Genomic DNA, 16,623 nt, shown 5'->3' with positions numbered 1-16,623 from the left:
CGGTCGGTCTATGTCATATGTTCGCCAAAGCCCTCTTCCGTGGATACCGGAAGAGGGCTTTGTTCGCATCCATTCAGCCGGTGCGCCGCAGAGAAGATCATGTTGAGCCGGGCGGGTAATAATAAAGAGGGTGGACAGAATAGGGTCAACATGCGTTAAGCCAGGGAGAATCTACGGAAAGGTGCGTGCGTCAGATGGAATATTACCGCCGTACATCCGCCGAGGTGCTGGAGGCGCTCGGCAGCGCCGACCAGGGTCTCAGCAGCGATGAGGCGCAGCGGAGGCTGGAAGAACAGGGATATAACGAACTCAAGGGGGCGAGCCGGGTTCCGGTATGGAAGCTGTTCGCGGAGAACTTCCGCGATCCGCTCGTCATCGTGCTGCTGGTTGCAGCCGGCGTGCAGATCGCGCTTGGGCATGCGGCCGAATCACTGATCATCGCAGGCGTGCTGGTGCTGAACGCGGTCATCAGCGTCGTGCAGACCTTGAAGGCCGAGAGTTCGCTGGATGCGCTCCGGAAGATGGCCGCGCCGGAAGCCAAGGTGAGACGCGGCGGAGAGACGCTGCGGCTTCCCGCCCGGGAGCTGGCGCGGGGCGATGTTGTGCTTCTGGAAGCCGGGGACTACGTGCCCGCGGACGGACGGCTGCTGGAAGCGGAGAGCCTGCGCGTCGAAGAGGGGATGCTGACGGGAGAATCCGAGCCGGTCGACAAGATCGTTGAACCGATTGCGGAGGAGGTGCCGCTCGGCGACCGGCGCAATCTGGTCTTCAGCGGTTCGCTGATCGTCTACGGCCGGGGCCGGCTGATCGTTACCGAGACGGGAAGCGGCACCGAGATCGGCAAGATCGCCGGACTGATCGAGAGTGCGGAGGCGAAGCAGACGCCGCTGCAGCGCAAGCTTGAGGATTTCGGCAAAAAGCTCGGCATCGCCATCCTGCTGCTGTGCATTGTGATCTTCGGCGTCCAGGCGCTGCGCGTCTGGCTCTCGTCGGACGGCGGCGATCTCATGCCCGCCATCCTGGACGCGCTGATGTTCGCCGTGGCGGTGGCCGTTGCCGCCATCCCGGAAGCCCTGTCCTCGATTGTGACCATTGTCCTGTCGGTCGGCACAAGCAAGATGGCCAAGCGGCACGCGATCATCCGGCGGCTGCCGGCGGTGGAATCGCTCGGTTCGGCGGGGGTGATCTGTACGGACAAGACCGGCACGCTGACCCAGAATCAGATGACGGTCGTGGATTATTATCTGCCCCAGGCCGGGCATCATCTGTTCTCCGACAAGCAGGAGGAATGGTCCGAGGCGGAGCGGCGGCTGCTGCATATCGCCGTGCTGTGCAATGATTCGCATATCAATGAAGAGGGCAAGCAGCTCGGCGATCCGACTGAGGTGGCGCTGATTGCGTTCAGCGACAGCCGGAACCGGGACTACCGGGAGATTCGGGAGAACTTCCCCCGCGAGGCCGAGGTGCCGTTCGATTCCGACCGCAAGCTGATGACGACGGTGCATACATTCGAAGGCAGGAAGACGCTGCTGACCAAGGGCGGACCCGATGTGCTGTTCAACCGCTGCGACCGGGTCTTCCTGAACGGCGAAGAAGCGCCGCTGACCGAAGAACTGCGGCGCGGATTCGTGGAAGCGAACGAGGCGTTCTCGTCGAGGGCGCTCCGGGTGCTGGCCTATGCGTACAAGCGGGCCGAAGACAACAGCGCGGATGTCGGACCCGAAGATGAGCGGGGCCTAGTGCTGGTCGGACTGACAGCCATGATCGACCCGCCCCGCGAAGAGGTCTACGGTTCAATCGAAGAGGCGAACCGCGCGGGCATCCGGACGATCATGATAACCGGCGACCATAAGACGACCGCCCAGGCGATCGGACGCGACATCGGTCTGATGGGCGAGGGGGAAATTGCCGTAACGGGCCAGGAGCTGGACGCGATGAGCGACGAAGAACTGGACCGGAAGCTGGAATCCATCGGCGTCTACGCCCGCGTATCGCCGGAGAACAAGATCCGGATCGTCCGCGCCTGGCAGCGCAAAGGCAAGATAACGGCCATGACCGGCGACGGCGTCAACGATGCTCCGGCGCTGAAGCAGGCCGACATCGGCGTGGCCATGGGCAGCGGCACCGATGTCGCCAAGGATGCGGCCGCGATGATTCTGGCGGACGACAACTTTGTCTCAATCGTCCAGGCGGTAAGCGTGGGGCGGACTGTTTTTGACAATATCAAAAAGGCGATCGCCTACCTCTTCGCCGGCAATCTCGGCGCGATCCTCGCCATCCTCTTCGCGCTTCTGATGGACTGGATCAACCCGTTCACGGCCATTCAGCTTCTCTTCATCAATCTCGTGAACGATTCGCTGCCCGCGATTGCGCTGGGCCTGGAGAAAGCGGAGCCCGACGTTATGAACCGCCGGCCGCGTGATATCAAGGAAGGGCTGTTCGCCGGAGGGACGCTGCGCGTCGTGCTGATCCGCGGTCTCTTAATCGGTGCAGCCGTCATTGCTTCCCAGGCGATCGGACTCGGCTATTCATCCGAGATCAGCGTCGCCATGGCGTTCACCACGCTGATTCTGGCGCGCACGCTGCAGACGTTCGCCGCCCGGTCCAATTCGCAGACGTCTGTACAGGCCGGATTTCTGGCCAATAAGTATGTGCTGGGCGCGGTTGCCGTCTGCCTGCTGCTGTACGGCTTGACGGTACTGCCGGGCATCCGCCGGTTCTTCTCGATTCCCGGTGACTTCGCCATGGAGCACTGGCTGCCCGCAGCCGGACTCGCGCTCGGCGCCGTTGTGCTGATGGAGCTGGTCAAGCTCTTCCGGTTCCGGCGCGAAGAATCAGCCTCTTCCTAGAAGATGCGGCTGAAGAACCGTCGGTAGCTGCGGACGTTGGAAGCCCCTCCCTTCCCCGAAGAAGGAGGGCTTCGCCCTGTCCGAAAGACCCGCGCAATTATACGCCGAATTCCCGTGCTGCATTCGTGTCTGCGCTTGACAATGCAGCCTGGAATTTGGTATTTTTGTAGTAGCGGTTAGCACTCGTCTTCGATGAGTGCTAACGAAATGGATAACGACAACCGCCGGGAGGGAATGCTAATGTTAACCGAACGTCAGAGAATGATACTGAATGCGATTGTTGACGACTATATTCGTTCGGCCGAGCCGGTAGGGTCGCGAAGCATCTCCAAACGCGGAGATGTCGGATACAGTCCCGCTACTATCCGCAATGAAATGGCGGACCTGGAAGAGCTCGGATATCTGGAGCAGCCGCATACGTCGGCGGGCCGGATTCCTTCGCACAAGGGCTACCGCTATTATGTCGATCATCTCGTTCCCGGAAGCGCGGCGGAGCTGGACGAAGCCGGAACGATCCGGTCTTTTTTTGCCGAGAAGCTGAACGAAACGGAACAGGTGATCCAGCACGCGGCTCTGATTCTGTCCAATATGACGAACTACACTTCCATCCTGCTGGGACCGGAGGTTTTTCATACTTCTCTGCGCCATTTCCAGCTGCTGCCTCTGGATGACCGGACGGCGGTGGCGATCATTGTAACCAGCACCGGGCAGGTCGAGAACCGGACGGTCAGCGTTCCTCCGGAAATCTCGCTCTCCGAGATGGAGAAGATGGTCAATATGCTGAACCGCCGGCTCGTCGGGGTTCCTCTTTATAAGCTGAAGACCCGGCTCTACAACGAGCTGGCCGAAGAGATGCAGCGGCATATTACGCATTACGAAGAGCTGATGGGCATGCTGGATGCGGCGCTGGACAACGATAGCGAGCAGCGCGTATACCTGAGCGGCACGACCAATATGCTGACCCAGCCCGAATTCAAGGATGTCGACAAGGTCAAGGATATTCTCGACCTTCTGGAAGAGCGGCCGACGCTGCTGAAGCTTCTGACCCCGGCGCCGGCGAACTCCGGCATTCAGGTGCGGATCGGCACCGAGAACGACCATGAGGCTTTTGCCAATTGCAGCCTGATTACCGCCACGTATTCGCTGGACGGCCAGGCGGTGGGCAGCATCGGCATCCTGGGGCCGACCCGGATGGAGTACGCCCGCGTGATGGGCATTATGAACGCACTCTCGCAAAATTTGACAGCGATGCTGGCACACTGGTATAAGTGAGTTTAGTGTGTCTGATAGACAGCGGTGACGCATTCTAAGGAGGTGAACAGACTTGAAAGAGGAACAGGTTCAAGAGACAGGCGTTGCCGGAGAAATGGAAGGCAATGCCGCTGTGAATGAGGAAACGGCGGCCGATCAGGCCGAAGCGATAGAGACGGCAGAAGCGGCTTCTGAAGCCGAACCGGCGGCTGCGAATGCAGCTTCGGAAGAGAGCCGGCGCCTTCAGGCGCTGGTGGAGGAGAGCCAGGGCCGTCTGCTGCGGGTGCAGGCCGACTATGATAATTTCCGCCGGCGCACGCAGAAAGAGAAGGAAGAGCTGGCCCAGTACGCAACGGCCAAGCTCGTGACCGAGCTGCTTCCCGTTCTGGACAACTTTGAACGGGCGCTTGCGACAGCGCCGGCCGGAAGTGAGTCCGAAGCGTTCGCCAAGGGCGTGAACATGATTTTCCGTCAACTGGACGGCGTGTTGAAGTCGGAAGGCCTGACCGTGATGGAAGCGGCAGGACAACCGTTCAACCCGGAATTCCACCAGGCGATTATGCAGGTGGAGAGCGAGGAGCATGAAGAAGGCATCGTAACGGAGGAAGTCCAGAAGGGCTACCTGCTGAAGGATAAAGTGCTTCGTCCGGCCATGGTCAAAGTCAGCGTTTAAGGGCTTGGGCATAGGCTCCGTAAAAACTTGGTTTATGCTTTCGAAGCAGTTTTTACTGCGAAGTACATTCAGGAAGCATAAGCTCCGTAAAAACTTGGTTTATGCTTCCGAAGCAGTTTTTACTGCGAAGTAAATACAGGAAGCATAGCTCCGTAAAAACTTGGTCTATGCTTTCGAAGCAGTTTTTACTGCGAAGTAAATTCAGGAAGCATAAGCTCCGTAAAAACTTTTAGGAGGCAATCACAGTGAGCAAAGTTATCGGCATTGACTTGGGAACCACCAACTCCTGCGTGGCTGTAATGGAAGGCGGCGAAGCCGTCGTTATCCCTAACCCGGAAGGCGCGCGCACGACTCCTTCGGTTGTAGGCTTCAAGAAGGACGGCGAACGCATCGTCGGCGAGACGGCGAAGCGCCAGGCGATCACGAACCCGGACCGCACGATCATTTCGATCAAGCGCCACATGGGCACGAACCACAAAGAGAACATCGACGGCAAGGAATATTCTCCTCAGGAAATTTCCGCTATGATTCTGCAGAAGCTGAAATCCGACGCCGAAGCTTACCTCGGCCAGACGGTGACGCAGGCGGTTATCACGGTACCGGCCTACTTCAACGACGCCCAGCGTCAAGCGACCAAGGACGCCGGCAAGATTGCCGGTCTCGAAGTGCTGCGCATCGTGAACGAACCGACGGCTGCGGCCCTGGCCTACGGCCTGGAAAAAGCCGAAGATCAGACGATCCTCGTCTATGACCTGGGCGGCGGCACCTTTGACGTCTCCATTCTGGAACTGGGCGACGGCTTCTTTGAAGTTAAAGCGACCAGCGGCGACAACCGCCTCGGCGGCGACGACTTCGACCAGAAGATCATCGATTACCTGGTTGCCGAGTTCAAGAAGGAACAGGGCATTGACCTGGGCAAAGACAAGGCGGCTGTACAGCGCCTGAAGGATGCCGCCGAGAAGGCGAAGAAAGAACTGTCCGGCGTGCTGACCACTACGGTATCGCTGCCGTTCATCACCGTGGTCGACGGCGTGCCGCAGCACTTGGAAGTCAACCTGACCCGCGCGAAATTCGATGAGCTGACCGCCGATCTGGTAGAACGCACACTCGGACCGACACGCCAGGCGCTCACCGATGCCGGCATGACCCCGGCCGATCTCGACCGCATCGTGCTGGTCGGCGGATCGACCCGTATTCCGGCTGTTCAGGAAGCGATCAAACGCCTGACGGGCAAAGAGCCGCACAAGGGCGTTAACCCGGACGAAGTGGTTGCTCTGGGCGCTGCCGTTCAGGCTGGCGTGCTGACAGGCGACGTCAAAGACGTCGTGCTGCTCGACGTAACGCCGCTGTCCCTGGGCATTGAGACCGCAGGCGGCGTGTTCACGAAGATGATTGAGCGCAACACAACGATTCCGACCAGCAAGTCGCAGGTGTTCTCCACCTTTGCCGACAACCAGCCGAGCGTGGAAATCCACGTCCTGCAGGGCGAACGCCAGATGGCAAGCGGCAACAAGACGCTGGGCAAATTCATGCTGAACGACATTCCGCCGGCACCGCGCGGCGTACCGCAGATCGAAGTTACCTTTGACATCGATGCCAACGGGATTGTCAACGTATCGGCTACCGATAAGGGAACCGGCAAGAGCCAGAAGATTACGATTACGTCTTCCAGCGGCCTGAGCGACGCCGAAGTGGAACAGATGATGAAGGATGCCGAGCTGCATGCGGAAGAAGACCGCAAGCGCAAGGAACTGGTGGAAGCGAAGAACAACGCCGACCAGCTCATCTACTCCACCGAGAAGCTGATCAAGGACCTCGGCGACAAGGCCGATGCTTCCGAAGTCGAGAAGGCCAATGCCGCGAAGGATAAGCTGAAGGAAGCCGCAGGAACCGACAATCTGGAAGAGATCAACGCAGCGGTCGAAGCGCTGACCGAAGTGGTACAGCAGCTCTCTGTGAAGCTGTATGAGCAGGCAGCCCAGGCCGAAGGCGCTGGAGCCGAAGCGGCAGGCGAGGCCGGAGCGAAGAAAGACAATGTCGTCGACGCCGACTACGAAGTCGTGGACGACCAAGACAAGAAATAAGCCGACCGGACGCGCCAGGGCGCGGAGCGTAGGCCGATTTCGACAAAACGGTTGCCGTCCCTTACCGGGACGGTGCAGCCGTTTTTGCTTGATTGCAGGCAAAGTGCACAGGTTGAACAGAATGCAAGGGGAAACGGAGGTGAGGACCGATGGCGGACAAGAGGGATTACTATGAGGTGCTGGGCATAGACAAAGGCGCTTCGGACGACGAAATCAAGAAGGCCTACCGGAAGCTGGCGCGCCAGTACCATCCGGACGTGAACAAAGCGCCGGACGCCGAGGCCAAGTTCAAGGAAGTCAAGGAAGCCTATGATGTCCTCAGCGACGGACAGCAGCGGGCCCGTTACGACCAGTACGGGCACATCGATCCGAACCAGGGAATGGGCGGCGGCTTCGGCGGCGGCGATTTTGGCGGTCTCGGCGATATCTTCGATATGTTCTTCGGCGGCGGCGGCCGGCGCGATCCGAATGCTCCGCAGCGGGGCAACGATCTGCAGTATACGATGACGATCGAGTTCAAGGAAGCGGTCTTCGGCAAAGAAACCGATATTACCATTCCGCGGACCGAGGACTGCGATACCTGCTTCGGCACCGGCGCCAAGCCGGGAACGAAGCCGCAGGTCTGCGGCGTCTGCCACGGCAGCGGCCAGCAGGAGGTTGTACAGAACACGCCGCTGGGTCGGATGGTCAACCGCCGTTCCTGCTCCAACTGCGGCGGCACCGGCAAGATCATCAAGGAGAAGTGCCACACCTGCGGCGGAGCGGGGAAGGTCAAGAAGCAGCGTAAAATCCATGTGCGGATTCCGGCGGGTGTCGACGACGGCGCCCAGCTCCGCATGAGCGGCGAAGGCGAAGGCGGCCTGCGCGGCGGCCCTTCCGGCGATCTGTACATTATTATCCGGGTAAAGCCGCATGATTTCTTCGTGCGCGAGAACGACGACATTCTCTGCGAAGTGCCGCTGACGTTCGCCCAGGCGGCGCTCGGCGACGAGATTGAGATTCCGACGCTGACCGAGAAGGTCAAGCTTAAGATACCGGCAGGCACCCAGACGGGCACGTTCTTCCGACTCAAAGGCAAGGGCGTTCCGCGCCTGCGCGGAACCGGCAGCGGCGACCAGCATGTCCGCGTGGTCGTCGTAACGCCTAGCCGGCTGAGCGACGAGCAGAAGGACCTTCTGCGCCAGTTCGCCTCGCTCAACGGCGAAGAGACGCATGAACAGGAGCAGTCTTTCTTTGACCGGATGAAGCGGGCATTCCGCGGCGATTGACGGACGGAAGGGCCATAAGCAAAGCCTGTATGAATCGGACTCGCAGCCTCTCCTTAGGGAGAGGCTGTTTTTTTGGGGGCATTTCGGGGGAAGGCGATCCGGCCCGGGCAGGCGTTGCGGATAAATTGCCGGTCTCATGCGCACGCTAGGAGGGAGTCAGGCCTAGAGCCGAGTCTTATTCAGAGAGGACGCGTTATACAGGATGGCCGAGAAAAGCATATTGGCATATTTCAAAAGTCCCGAAGAGGCGGAGAGCGTCTCCCGCAAGCTCCAGTCCATGCGCGTAGTCGATATGTCCATCGATACTTTCAGCCGCTACAGCGGCGGCTTCAATGATGCTTATATCCCCGCCAATGGGCAGATCACCACGCTTGGGACCGCAGCCACGGGTCAAGTGGACGCCGGCGTTATGGCGGCGGCCGATCCCAGCGCCAGCGGGATGAGCGACGGCGGGGCCGGCGGGCCGACCGGACGGAATGTTCTTTTGACCGTCGTTATCGACGAATCGACTTTTCACCAGGCGCTGTCCATCATTGAGGAAGCCGGCGGAATGATCTAGTCAGGCGCAGACAAGCGCCGGGAATCGGAGGAATGGGCAATGGTTAAACGCTACGATAAAGTGAAGACCGGTACGGAGAAGATGAAGCTTCTGGCATCCGCCCGGAATGAAGATGTCGAGTTCTCCGCCGCCGAGGCGGACCGCGACGACGTTGAAGCGATGGACCGCTCCGCGGAAGCCGACAGACGCCAGCTTCGGGAAATGCTCCGGGAGGAGCAGGAATCTTAAGCGAGGCGCGGCAGGAATCCGGGAAGTCCCGAAGATCCGGGTTCGCTTGAACCCCTCTGAACCTGAACCGCCCGGCTGCTCGCGCAGAACCGGGCTGTTTGGCATTCTCCGCTTAGGTATAATAGAGAGGGAATACCCGTGTAACCGGGTACGGAAGGAGTGCCGATCAATGGACAAATGGATCATGTGGGGCGGCCTGGCGCTGGTAGTTGCGCTGCTCACACTGCTGAATCAGAAGCGTCTGTACGCGCCCGGCGTCAAGCGCGCCTATGCGGAACTGAAGACCCTGGCCGACCGGACGGAGCGGGGAACATCGGAGCCCGGCGATCTGAGCCGCTGGGAGGCGGCTCTGGCTGAGATGGAGCGCCATCCGAACGAATACAACAAGCTGGACCTGGAGATCGGGCTGAGATCGCATTTCTGCGCTTTTCTCGAGAAGCATGCGCCGGGCGATCCCCGGCTGCCCGAACTGCGGCTCGTCGCTTCCAACCGGAAGGATTCCGTATGGGGGATCAAGCTGACGGATCGCGACCGGTAGACGGGACTGCCGGCAGCGAAGCGGACAGGCTCGGAGGAAAGTACTCCGCCGAATCCGGCCGGTTGCGCCGGAAGGCGCCCGGCGTGCAGCCGACCCAGGTCGTGAACTGGCGGATGAAGCTCTGGACATTGACATAGCCGAGCCGGTAGGCGATCTGCTCCACCGTATCTGTGCTGCTGTCCAGCATCTGCATCGCTTCCTGCTGCTTGAGGATCATCAGATACTGTCTCGGGGACATGCCATAGGCCTGGCGGAACAGCCGGTGGCAGTGGCGGCGGCTGATGTTGAGCCGCCGGGCGATGTCTTCCAGCCAGTCTCCCGCCGCCTCATCGGGGCCGACAGCGGGAGACGGCTCGCCGTCCATCTGCGGGCGGCGCAGCAGCCGCTCGATCTCGCGGGCAATCAGATAGGCCGGCTCTCTGCGCGCAGCCGGCTTTTTGCGCGCGGCCTCGGCCGCGAAGCCGGCATGAATGCGCTCGATAATCTCCAGCACCCCGAGCATGACCGCAGAGACGCGGGGCGGACGCGGTCCTTCGAGCTTGTTGAACAGCCCGAGAATGGAAGGAGAGAGCGCTTCGGTCAGCGGATGACCCGCTGGATAAGCGCAGGCGTTCTCGCTCTCGAACAGTTCCAGCAGCTCTTCGTCTTCGGCGCCGATATGCCCGGCGACGAAGGAGCAGCCCTCCTCCAGCGGAGCACGGTAGCCGTGGAGCTGCATTGGAGACACCAGAAAGAGATCGCCCGCTGTCAGCGTATGCGCCGTATGCCCGGCAAAGGCGCTGAGCGTTCCCCGGGTCACGAGAATAAACTCAAACATCATATGGTGTACATGCAGGCCGCAGGTCCAGCCTCCACATACCGTGCGCCGGTGGGGCGCGTACAGGCAGATGTCCGAACGGACATGCGGAAAGAATTGTTCCTCCCGGGTTGCCGGTTCCATATTCGCAAGCCTCCTTCTTCTTGGACGGCTCCTCCCTCGGCGGAGGTGTCCGATTATGTGAACCCGCCTCTCCAAACAGGACCGATGATGTGATGGCCGGTTGCGCAGAGGAGGGCTATACTGTCTTTACCTTATGCCGCCGGGCCGGCCGGGCCCAAGGCATGAAGTCTATTATAAGACAAGAAGGCAGTGAATCCTATGGCAAAAACCGAATCGACCCTGGACTACACCGAGTGGTTTGCGGCCGATCAGACCGGACAGAGCGCTCCGAAGCCGTTCTCTCTTCTGTGGCGCCTCTACCGGGAGCATACGCGCAAGCTAGCGCTGTCCGCCCTGTACTACATTCTCAAAACTTCGCCTGTCTGGGTGCTGCCGGTCGTGACGGCGAACATCATTAATATCGTCGGCTATCCGAACGAACACGGCATGCGGGAATTCTGGATCAATCTGGTGGTTATTCTCATCGTTATCGCTCAGAATATTCCTACCCATACGATGCACATCAAGTATATCAGCCAGGCGGTGCGGCATGTGGAAGCCGGGCTTCGCAGCTCGCTTGTCCGCAAGCTCCAGCAGCTCTCGCTCGGCTATCACGGCGACATGAACGCCGGAAAGATGCAGTCCAAGGTGCTGCGGGACGTCGAAGCGATCGACTTCCTGTCCCGCCAGATGCTGATGACCGTCATTCCGGCCGGAATCAACCTGGCGGTGGTGACCGGCCTGACCCTGTATCACAGCCGGATTGTGGCTTTGTTCTTCATTCTCATGGCGCCCGTATCCATCTATCTCGTCCGGGTCTTCCGGGGCCGGATGTCGCAGCGCAATCACGAAGTGCGGCGCAATATCGAAGAAATGTCCGGCAAGGTCTCGGAGACGGTGGAGATGATTCCGGTTACCCGGGCGCACGGGCTGGAAGAGGTCGAGATCCGCAAAGTGGACAGCGCGCTGGAGAACATCCGCCAGCGGGGACATATGCTTGATGTGCTGGAGGCCTACTTCGGCTCTTCGAGCTGGGTGGTGTTCCAGCTGTTCCAGGCCGGCTGCCTGTTCTTCACGGCTTTCCTCGCCCACAAGGGGATGATGGAAATCGGCGATATCGTGATGTATCAGGGATTCTTCAATATGATCATCGGCTCGGTCACCTCCATCCTCAATGTCTATCCGAACCTGGTGAAGGGTCTGGAATCGCTGCATTCCGTCTCTGAGGTGCTCATGTCCAACGAGACGGAGGAGTACCGGGGACGCACCAAGCCCGATGCGATCCGGGGGGCCTACTCATTCAGCGGCGTGGGCTTCCGCTACTCCGAATCGGAGCGCCATGTGCTGGAGGATTTCTCGCTGGAAGTCAGGGCAGGGGAGACCATTGCTTTTGTCGGCGAATCCGGTTCGGGCAAATCGACGATCCTGAATCTGATTATCGGGTTCTACAAGCCGCAGAGCGGAATCATCAAGGTGGACGGCATTCCGATGACGGAGCTTAGCATGAAGCGCTATCGCCAGTCGCTGGCCATCGTGCTTCAGAATAATCTTCTGTTCTCGGGAACAATCCGGGAGAATATTACGTACGGTCTGCCCCACATCAGCGAGGAGAAGGTGCAGGAGGCCGTCTATATGGCCAATTTGCAGGACGTGATCGACAGCCTTCCGAACGGATTGGACACCTCCGTCGGCGAGCACGGCGGCAAGCTCTCCGGCGGCCAGCGGCAGCGGATCGCCATTGCCCGGGCTCTGGTCCGCGATCCGCGGATCATTATCCTGGACGAAGCGACCTCCGCGCTGGACAATGTATCCGAGCGTCATGTCCAGGACGCGATCGAGCGCCTGATGCACAAGCGGACAACATTCATCGTCGCCCACCGGCTGTCCACGATCCGGGGAGCCGACCGGATTGTCGTCATGAAGAAGGGCCGGATCGCGGAGGTCGGCGCCTACGACGAGCTGCTGGCCCGGCAGGGTGAATTTTACAAGCTGAAGAACCGGTAATACAGACTGGCAAGCGGATTACAAACCTTAAGTTCGGCGCAACAGGCGCCGGGCTTTTTTTGTACGCGCGGCGTCCCTTTTCCTTTCTGAAAAAGGAATAATTTTCATATCTGAAATTTCTTTATTTTAATATTCAGTAATTCGTGGCGGCGGTCGATATAACAGGTACATTACATCCATTGGAGGTTGACTGAATGATTATACCCAAGGGCTTCAGGCAAGTTCTGAAGCGAGCTTTGACCGTTCTTACGGTTATTTCACTGGTCGTCCCTTTCTACCAAGGGTCCAGCGCATCGGCGGGGGCGCTGCCGCTCTATGACACGATGGGCGATCACAGCACGGTCACGTCGGCTACGTACGACGAACTTGCTCCGGGCACGTATTACGCAACGCCGTTCCAGGTCGGCAACGCTTATGCGGAAATCTCCAACGTCTACCTGAAACTCCGTTACGAAGAGCAGGGCAGCTATACTTCCGCCGAGAGCTCGGTTGCCATCTACAGCGACGACAACGGGCGTCCCGGTACGGTTCTGATGAACGCGGAGGGCACTTCCACACTGGCGGACAACAAGAATGTCAGCCCGTATGAAACCTCGTACCGCAATGAGTTCTTCGGCTTCCCGCAGCCCGGGGCCAAGCTGTACCCGAACCATAAATACTGGATTGTGTACGGGAACTCCGACGATAATGCGGACAACCTGTCCAGACTGGTGGTTGAACGCAATGCCGGCCAGACCGCTCCCCATCAATACGGGAGCAGTGCAGGAATCAAAGAAGACACGCTGACGACCCTGACGGTAAGCGGTGCCGGCACGCAGATCGGCGCGCTGAATTTCTCGGGGGCGGCCGAAATCCAGGACCAGATCGTCCCGGTCATGATGGTCGGTTGGGAATCGAAGCCGGTTACCGACCTGTCGGTGTCCGATACCACCGAGAGCAAGGCCGACCTGAGCTTTACGCAGAAACCGGGCGCTACGGAGCTATGGGTCGAGCAGTCGCAGGACAATATCAACTGGACCCGGTCCCGCTTGAATATGGACATCCCTCTTCATCAATATTCCAGCTATGCGACAGTGACGGGACTCGTTCCCGGGAAGCATTACTACTTCCGCCTTAACATCAAAGACGGACGCAGCGGCGGCCTGTCCAATGTAGCGGAAGCCACGATGCCCGACTTCGGCTGGCGCATCGTCGGCAAAGAAGGCATTACCGATTACCAGATTAAAAGTCCTTCGATTGCGGTAGACAAACAGGGCACACCCTATATTGCCTTTGTCAATTCGGCCATGACCGGCAAAGTCACCGTGATGAAGTTCAACGGTACGGCCTGGGAAGAAGTCGGGGACCCGGTTGCCGATAACCTTGGCAACGCCTATGTATCCCTGGCGCTGGACAGCACAGGGACGCCTTATGTCGCTTACCGGGACAACGACAACGACAGCCGGGCGACGGTGAAGAAATGGGAGAACGGTCAGTGGGTCCTTGTGGGAAATCCGGGATTCACCTCCGGTCAGGCCAATCAGATTACTCTGAAGCTAGACCGCAGCGACCGGCCTTACCTCGCTTATCAGGATTATGATTACAGCCGCGCCGGCGCACGCAGCGGCGCCGTGACTGTCATGACGTTCGCAGACGGAAGCTGGACCGTAACCGGCGATCCGCAATTCAGCGAAGGCGGCAGTACCGTCGAATCGCTGGCGTTTGATCTGGCTCCGGACGGAACGCCTTACGCGGCGTACACCAGTGAAACCGACAACAAATACTTGCCGTACCTGGCCGTCTACAAAGACAACCGCTGGGAAACGATAGGCGGCGCTCCGGCGGATGCGACCGGCGTAGGCTATGAGAGCAAGGTTGCTCTCGCCGTCAATCCGGTGAGCGGCACTCCGTTCATCGCCTTTAAGGATCAGGCCAGCGGCTCGGCCATCGTCGTGAAAGAATGGAAAGACGGCGCGTGGAATCCGGTAGGCGCCGGAACCGCGACTCCGTGGGAGGCAAATGAGCTGACGCTTGGCTTCGATCCTGCGGGAACGCCTTACCTGGCGTATACCGAGATGCAGGAAGGGGCAGCGCCGCTTAACGTCCGCAAATGGACAGGCACAGTCTGGGAACAGGTCGGAGCTGAGAACTTCTCGGCCGGACGAATTTATCTGCCCGGACTCGCCTTCGATCCGGAAGGCCGTCCTTATGCCGCCTATATCGACCGCGGCAATTCCGACAGCATTACCGTCAAGGTCTTCCCGAAACCGATCTCCGATCTGAAGGCTGCGGAGACCGCGGAGGGGTATAAGCTGACATTCAGCCCTGCAACGGGAGCGACTTCCGTCGCCGTGGAATACTCGGCCGACGGAGTGAACTGGCAGACCGCAACGCTGGCGCTGCCGGTGGACGCCGCGTCTGTCTCGGCTGTCGTCACCGGGCTGCCTGCCGGCACCGCTTACCAGTTCCGCCTTGCTGTATGGGGAGGCGCAAAAGAAGGGCTCTCCAATACAGCCGAGACCCGTCTGATTCAGACCGTTCAGCCGGTCTCCGCCCTGCCGGGTTCCGGCCAGGTCACGGCCGGAACGACGGTTGCCCTGAGCACAGCGACCGAAGGCGCGACCATTTATTACACGCTGGACGGCAGCGTGCCTACGACAAGCAGCCCGGCGTACACCGGACCGATTACTGTAAGTGAGAATGTAACGATCAAGGCATACGCCGTGAAAGACGGCATGATTGCAAGCGAAGTCAAGGAATGGACCTACACCGTCGAAGCTTCGTCTCCGGTCTCAACGCCTGTAGCTACGGCCGCTGCCACGGTACCGAACAGCCAGATTACCCTGAAGGTAGTCGATGGGTCCGGCCAAGCCCTGCAGACGCCGCTGACGCAGACGATCGGCTCCTCTCTGCCGCTGACCGGACAGCTGCTGAATGCCGGCGGCCAGAGCCTCGGAAGTGTTACCATCAAGCCGGGCGGACAGGTATCCATGCCGAACGTGCCGGCCGGAACCTACAAGCTGCCGCTTCAAGTGGTGGCCCCGAACGGACAGAAGCTGGCGGGAACCGTCGCCAAGGTGACCGTTGACGCAGCCGGCAACGTCAGCATCAGCGCCGAGCTGATCGACCCGTACGGCATCATTACCGACTCCGTTACCGGCAAGCCGGTCGATGGCGTCAAGGTCACGCTCCACTGGAGCGATACCGCGCTGAACCGGGCCAAGGGCCGGACTGTCGACGCGCTTGTCGAACTGCCGGAACTGCCGGATTTTGCGCCGAACCGCAATCTGGACCCGCAGACAAGCGTGAAGGGCGGACAGTACGGCTGGATGGTCTATCCGGAAGGCGATTACTACATTCTCGCCGAGAAGGACGGCTACGAAGTATACGACAGCCGCAAGGATACGCGCAGCGAACAACAGGGCGAAGACAGCTACATCAAGGACGGCATTATTCATGTCGGCCAGTCGATCGTCGAGCACAGTTTTAAAATCAATCCGGCCAAGACCGGCAGCGGTACGCATACCGCCTACATCAAGGGGTATCCGGACGGCAGCTTCAAGCCGGAGAACGGCATCAGCCGCGCCGAGCTGGCCGCTATTCTGGGCCGGACGATGACGAAGAACGCACCGGTCAAAGCCGCAGCTTCCTTCAAGGACGTCGCCGCCAAACACTGGGCGGCCAAGGACATCGCCGCTGCCCGCGCACAGGGCTGGATGACCGGCTATGCCGGCGGCGCGTTCAAGCCGGAAGGCAAAGTAACCCGGGCCGAACTGGCGCAGACGCTGGCGAACATTTACGGCTGGAAGGCGGCGGGCTCCGCTTCCTTTGCGGATGCGCAGGGCCATTGGGCCGGGAAGGCGATTGCAGCGCTCGCCGAGCAGGGTCTGATCAACGGCTACGGTGACGGAACCTTCCGCCCGGACCAAGCCGTAACGCGGACCGAAGCGGTGAAGATCTTCAACCGGCTGCTCAAGCGCAGCACAGGCGACAAGGTCGGCGTAACGCCGGTCTGGTCCGATGTGAAGGAATCGCACGGAGCGTACACCGATATTATGGAAGCTTCCGTCGGCCACGGATACAACGCGTATGCGACCGGAACGGAAGAGTGGACGAACAGATAGTAGAGAAGGAGACCCGCGGCGGGTCTCCTTTTTCTTTGGGCAGGGGAGAGATTCTCCTTCGCCGCGCCGCCATTGACAATAACCCCCGGCTTTCAGTAGTGTTAAGATTCACGGGACGGGCAAGTCCCAACCGGAACGGCCGGAGAG

11 protein-coding genes are annotated in these 16,623 nt (G+C 59.9%); 10 read left to right on the top strand and 1 reads right to left on the bottom strand.

What is annotated here, in order from left to right; genetic code table 11:
- The first annotated feature begins 194 nt into the window (after window positions 1–194).
- The 8 genes from F4V43_RS04120 to F4V43_RS04085 all read left to right on the top strand — a co-directional run bounded on the left by F4V43_RS04120 (window position 195) and on the right by F4V43_RS04085 (window position 9,450).
- Window positions 195–2,849: a cation-translocating P-type ATPase gene (locus F4V43_RS04120; RefSeq protein ID WP_150456965.1), complete on the top strand. Its 2,655-nt coding sequence runs from the start codon at window positions 195–197 to the stop codon at window positions 2,847–2,849.
- Between the two features lie 240 nt (window positions 2,850–3,089).
- Window positions 3,090–4,121: a heat-inducible transcriptional repressor HrcA gene (gene hrcA, locus F4V43_RS04115; RefSeq protein WP_150456964.1), complete on the top strand. Its 1,032-nt coding sequence runs from the start codon at window positions 3,090–3,092 to the stop codon at window positions 4,119–4,121.
- Between the two features lie 52 nt (window positions 4,122–4,173).
- Window positions 4,174–4,773: a nucleotide exchange factor GrpE gene (gene grpE / locus F4V43_RS04110; RefSeq protein ID WP_411898442.1), complete on the top strand. Its 600-nt coding sequence runs from the start codon at window positions 4,174–4,176 to the stop codon at window positions 4,771–4,773.
- A gap of 245 nt (window positions 4,774–5,018) precedes the next feature.
- Window positions 5,019–6,857 carry a molecular chaperone DnaK gene (dnaK, locus tag F4V43_RS04105; RefSeq protein ID WP_150456963.1) on the top strand — a complete coding sequence of 613 codons (1,839 nt, stop codon included), beginning with the start codon at window positions 5,019–5,021 and terminating at the stop codon, window positions 6,855–6,857.
- A gap of 149 nt (window positions 6,858–7,006) precedes the next feature.
- Entirely contained in the window at window positions 7,007–8,125 is a 1,119-nt protein-coding gene (gene dnaJ / locus F4V43_RS04100; protein ID WP_150456962.1) for a molecular chaperone DnaJ, read from the top strand.
- A gap of 202 nt (window positions 8,126–8,327) precedes the next feature.
- Window positions 8,328–8,684: a hypothetical protein gene (locus F4V43_RS04095; RefSeq protein ID WP_150456961.1), complete on the top strand. Its 357-nt coding sequence runs from the start codon at window positions 8,328–8,330 to the stop codon at window positions 8,682–8,684.
- Between the two features lie 39 nt (window positions 8,685–8,723).
- Window positions 8,724–8,912 carry a YfhD family protein gene (locus tag F4V43_RS04090; protein WP_150456960.1) on the top strand — a complete coding sequence of 63 codons (189 nt, stop codon included), beginning with the start codon at window positions 8,724–8,726 and terminating at the stop codon, window positions 8,910–8,912.
- 169 nt (window positions 8,913–9,081) lie between these two features.
- Window positions 9,082–9,450 carry a hypothetical protein gene (locus tag F4V43_RS04085; RefSeq protein WP_150456959.1) on the top strand — a complete coding sequence of 123 codons (369 nt, stop codon included), beginning with the start codon at window positions 9,082–9,084 and terminating at the stop codon, window positions 9,448–9,450.
- Here F4V43_RS04085 and F4V43_RS04080 read toward each other — a convergent pair.
- Entirely contained in the window at window positions 9,425–10,390 is a 966-nt protein-coding gene (locus F4V43_RS04080; RefSeq protein WP_150456958.1) for a helix-turn-helix transcriptional regulator, read from the bottom strand. The two genes, F4V43_RS04085 and F4V43_RS04080, sit on opposite strands and share 26 nt — an antisense overlap.
- Window positions 10,391–10,588: 198 nt before the next feature.
- On the opposite strand from F4V43_RS04080, the gene F4V43_RS04075 reads away from it, so the two are divergent.
- Together F4V43_RS04075 and F4V43_RS04070 are read left to right on the top strand one after the other, a co-directional pair.
- Window positions 10,589–12,373, top strand: a complete 1,785-nt coding sequence (locus tag F4V43_RS04075) for an ABC transporter ATP-binding protein (RefSeq protein WP_150456957.1) — start codon at window positions 10,589–10,591, stop codon at window positions 12,371–12,373.
- Window positions 12,374–12,567: 194 nt separating this feature from the next.
- Window positions 12,568–16,476 carry an S-layer homology domain-containing protein gene (locus tag F4V43_RS04070; RefSeq protein WP_150456956.1) on the top strand — a complete coding sequence of 1,303 codons (3,909 nt, stop codon included), beginning with the start codon at window positions 12,568–12,570 and terminating at the stop codon, window positions 16,474–16,476.
- Window positions 16,477–16,623 lie beyond the last annotated feature (147 nt).

This window comes from Paenibacillus spiritus, assembly GCF_008710135.1.
Classification (GTDB): domain Bacteria; phylum Bacillota; class Bacilli; order Paenibacillales; family Paenibacillaceae; genus Paenibacillus_AQ; species Paenibacillus_AQ glufosinatiresistens.
Note: the sequence above shows the minus strand (reverse complement) of the source record. Positions and strands in the feature narration are given on the sequence as shown.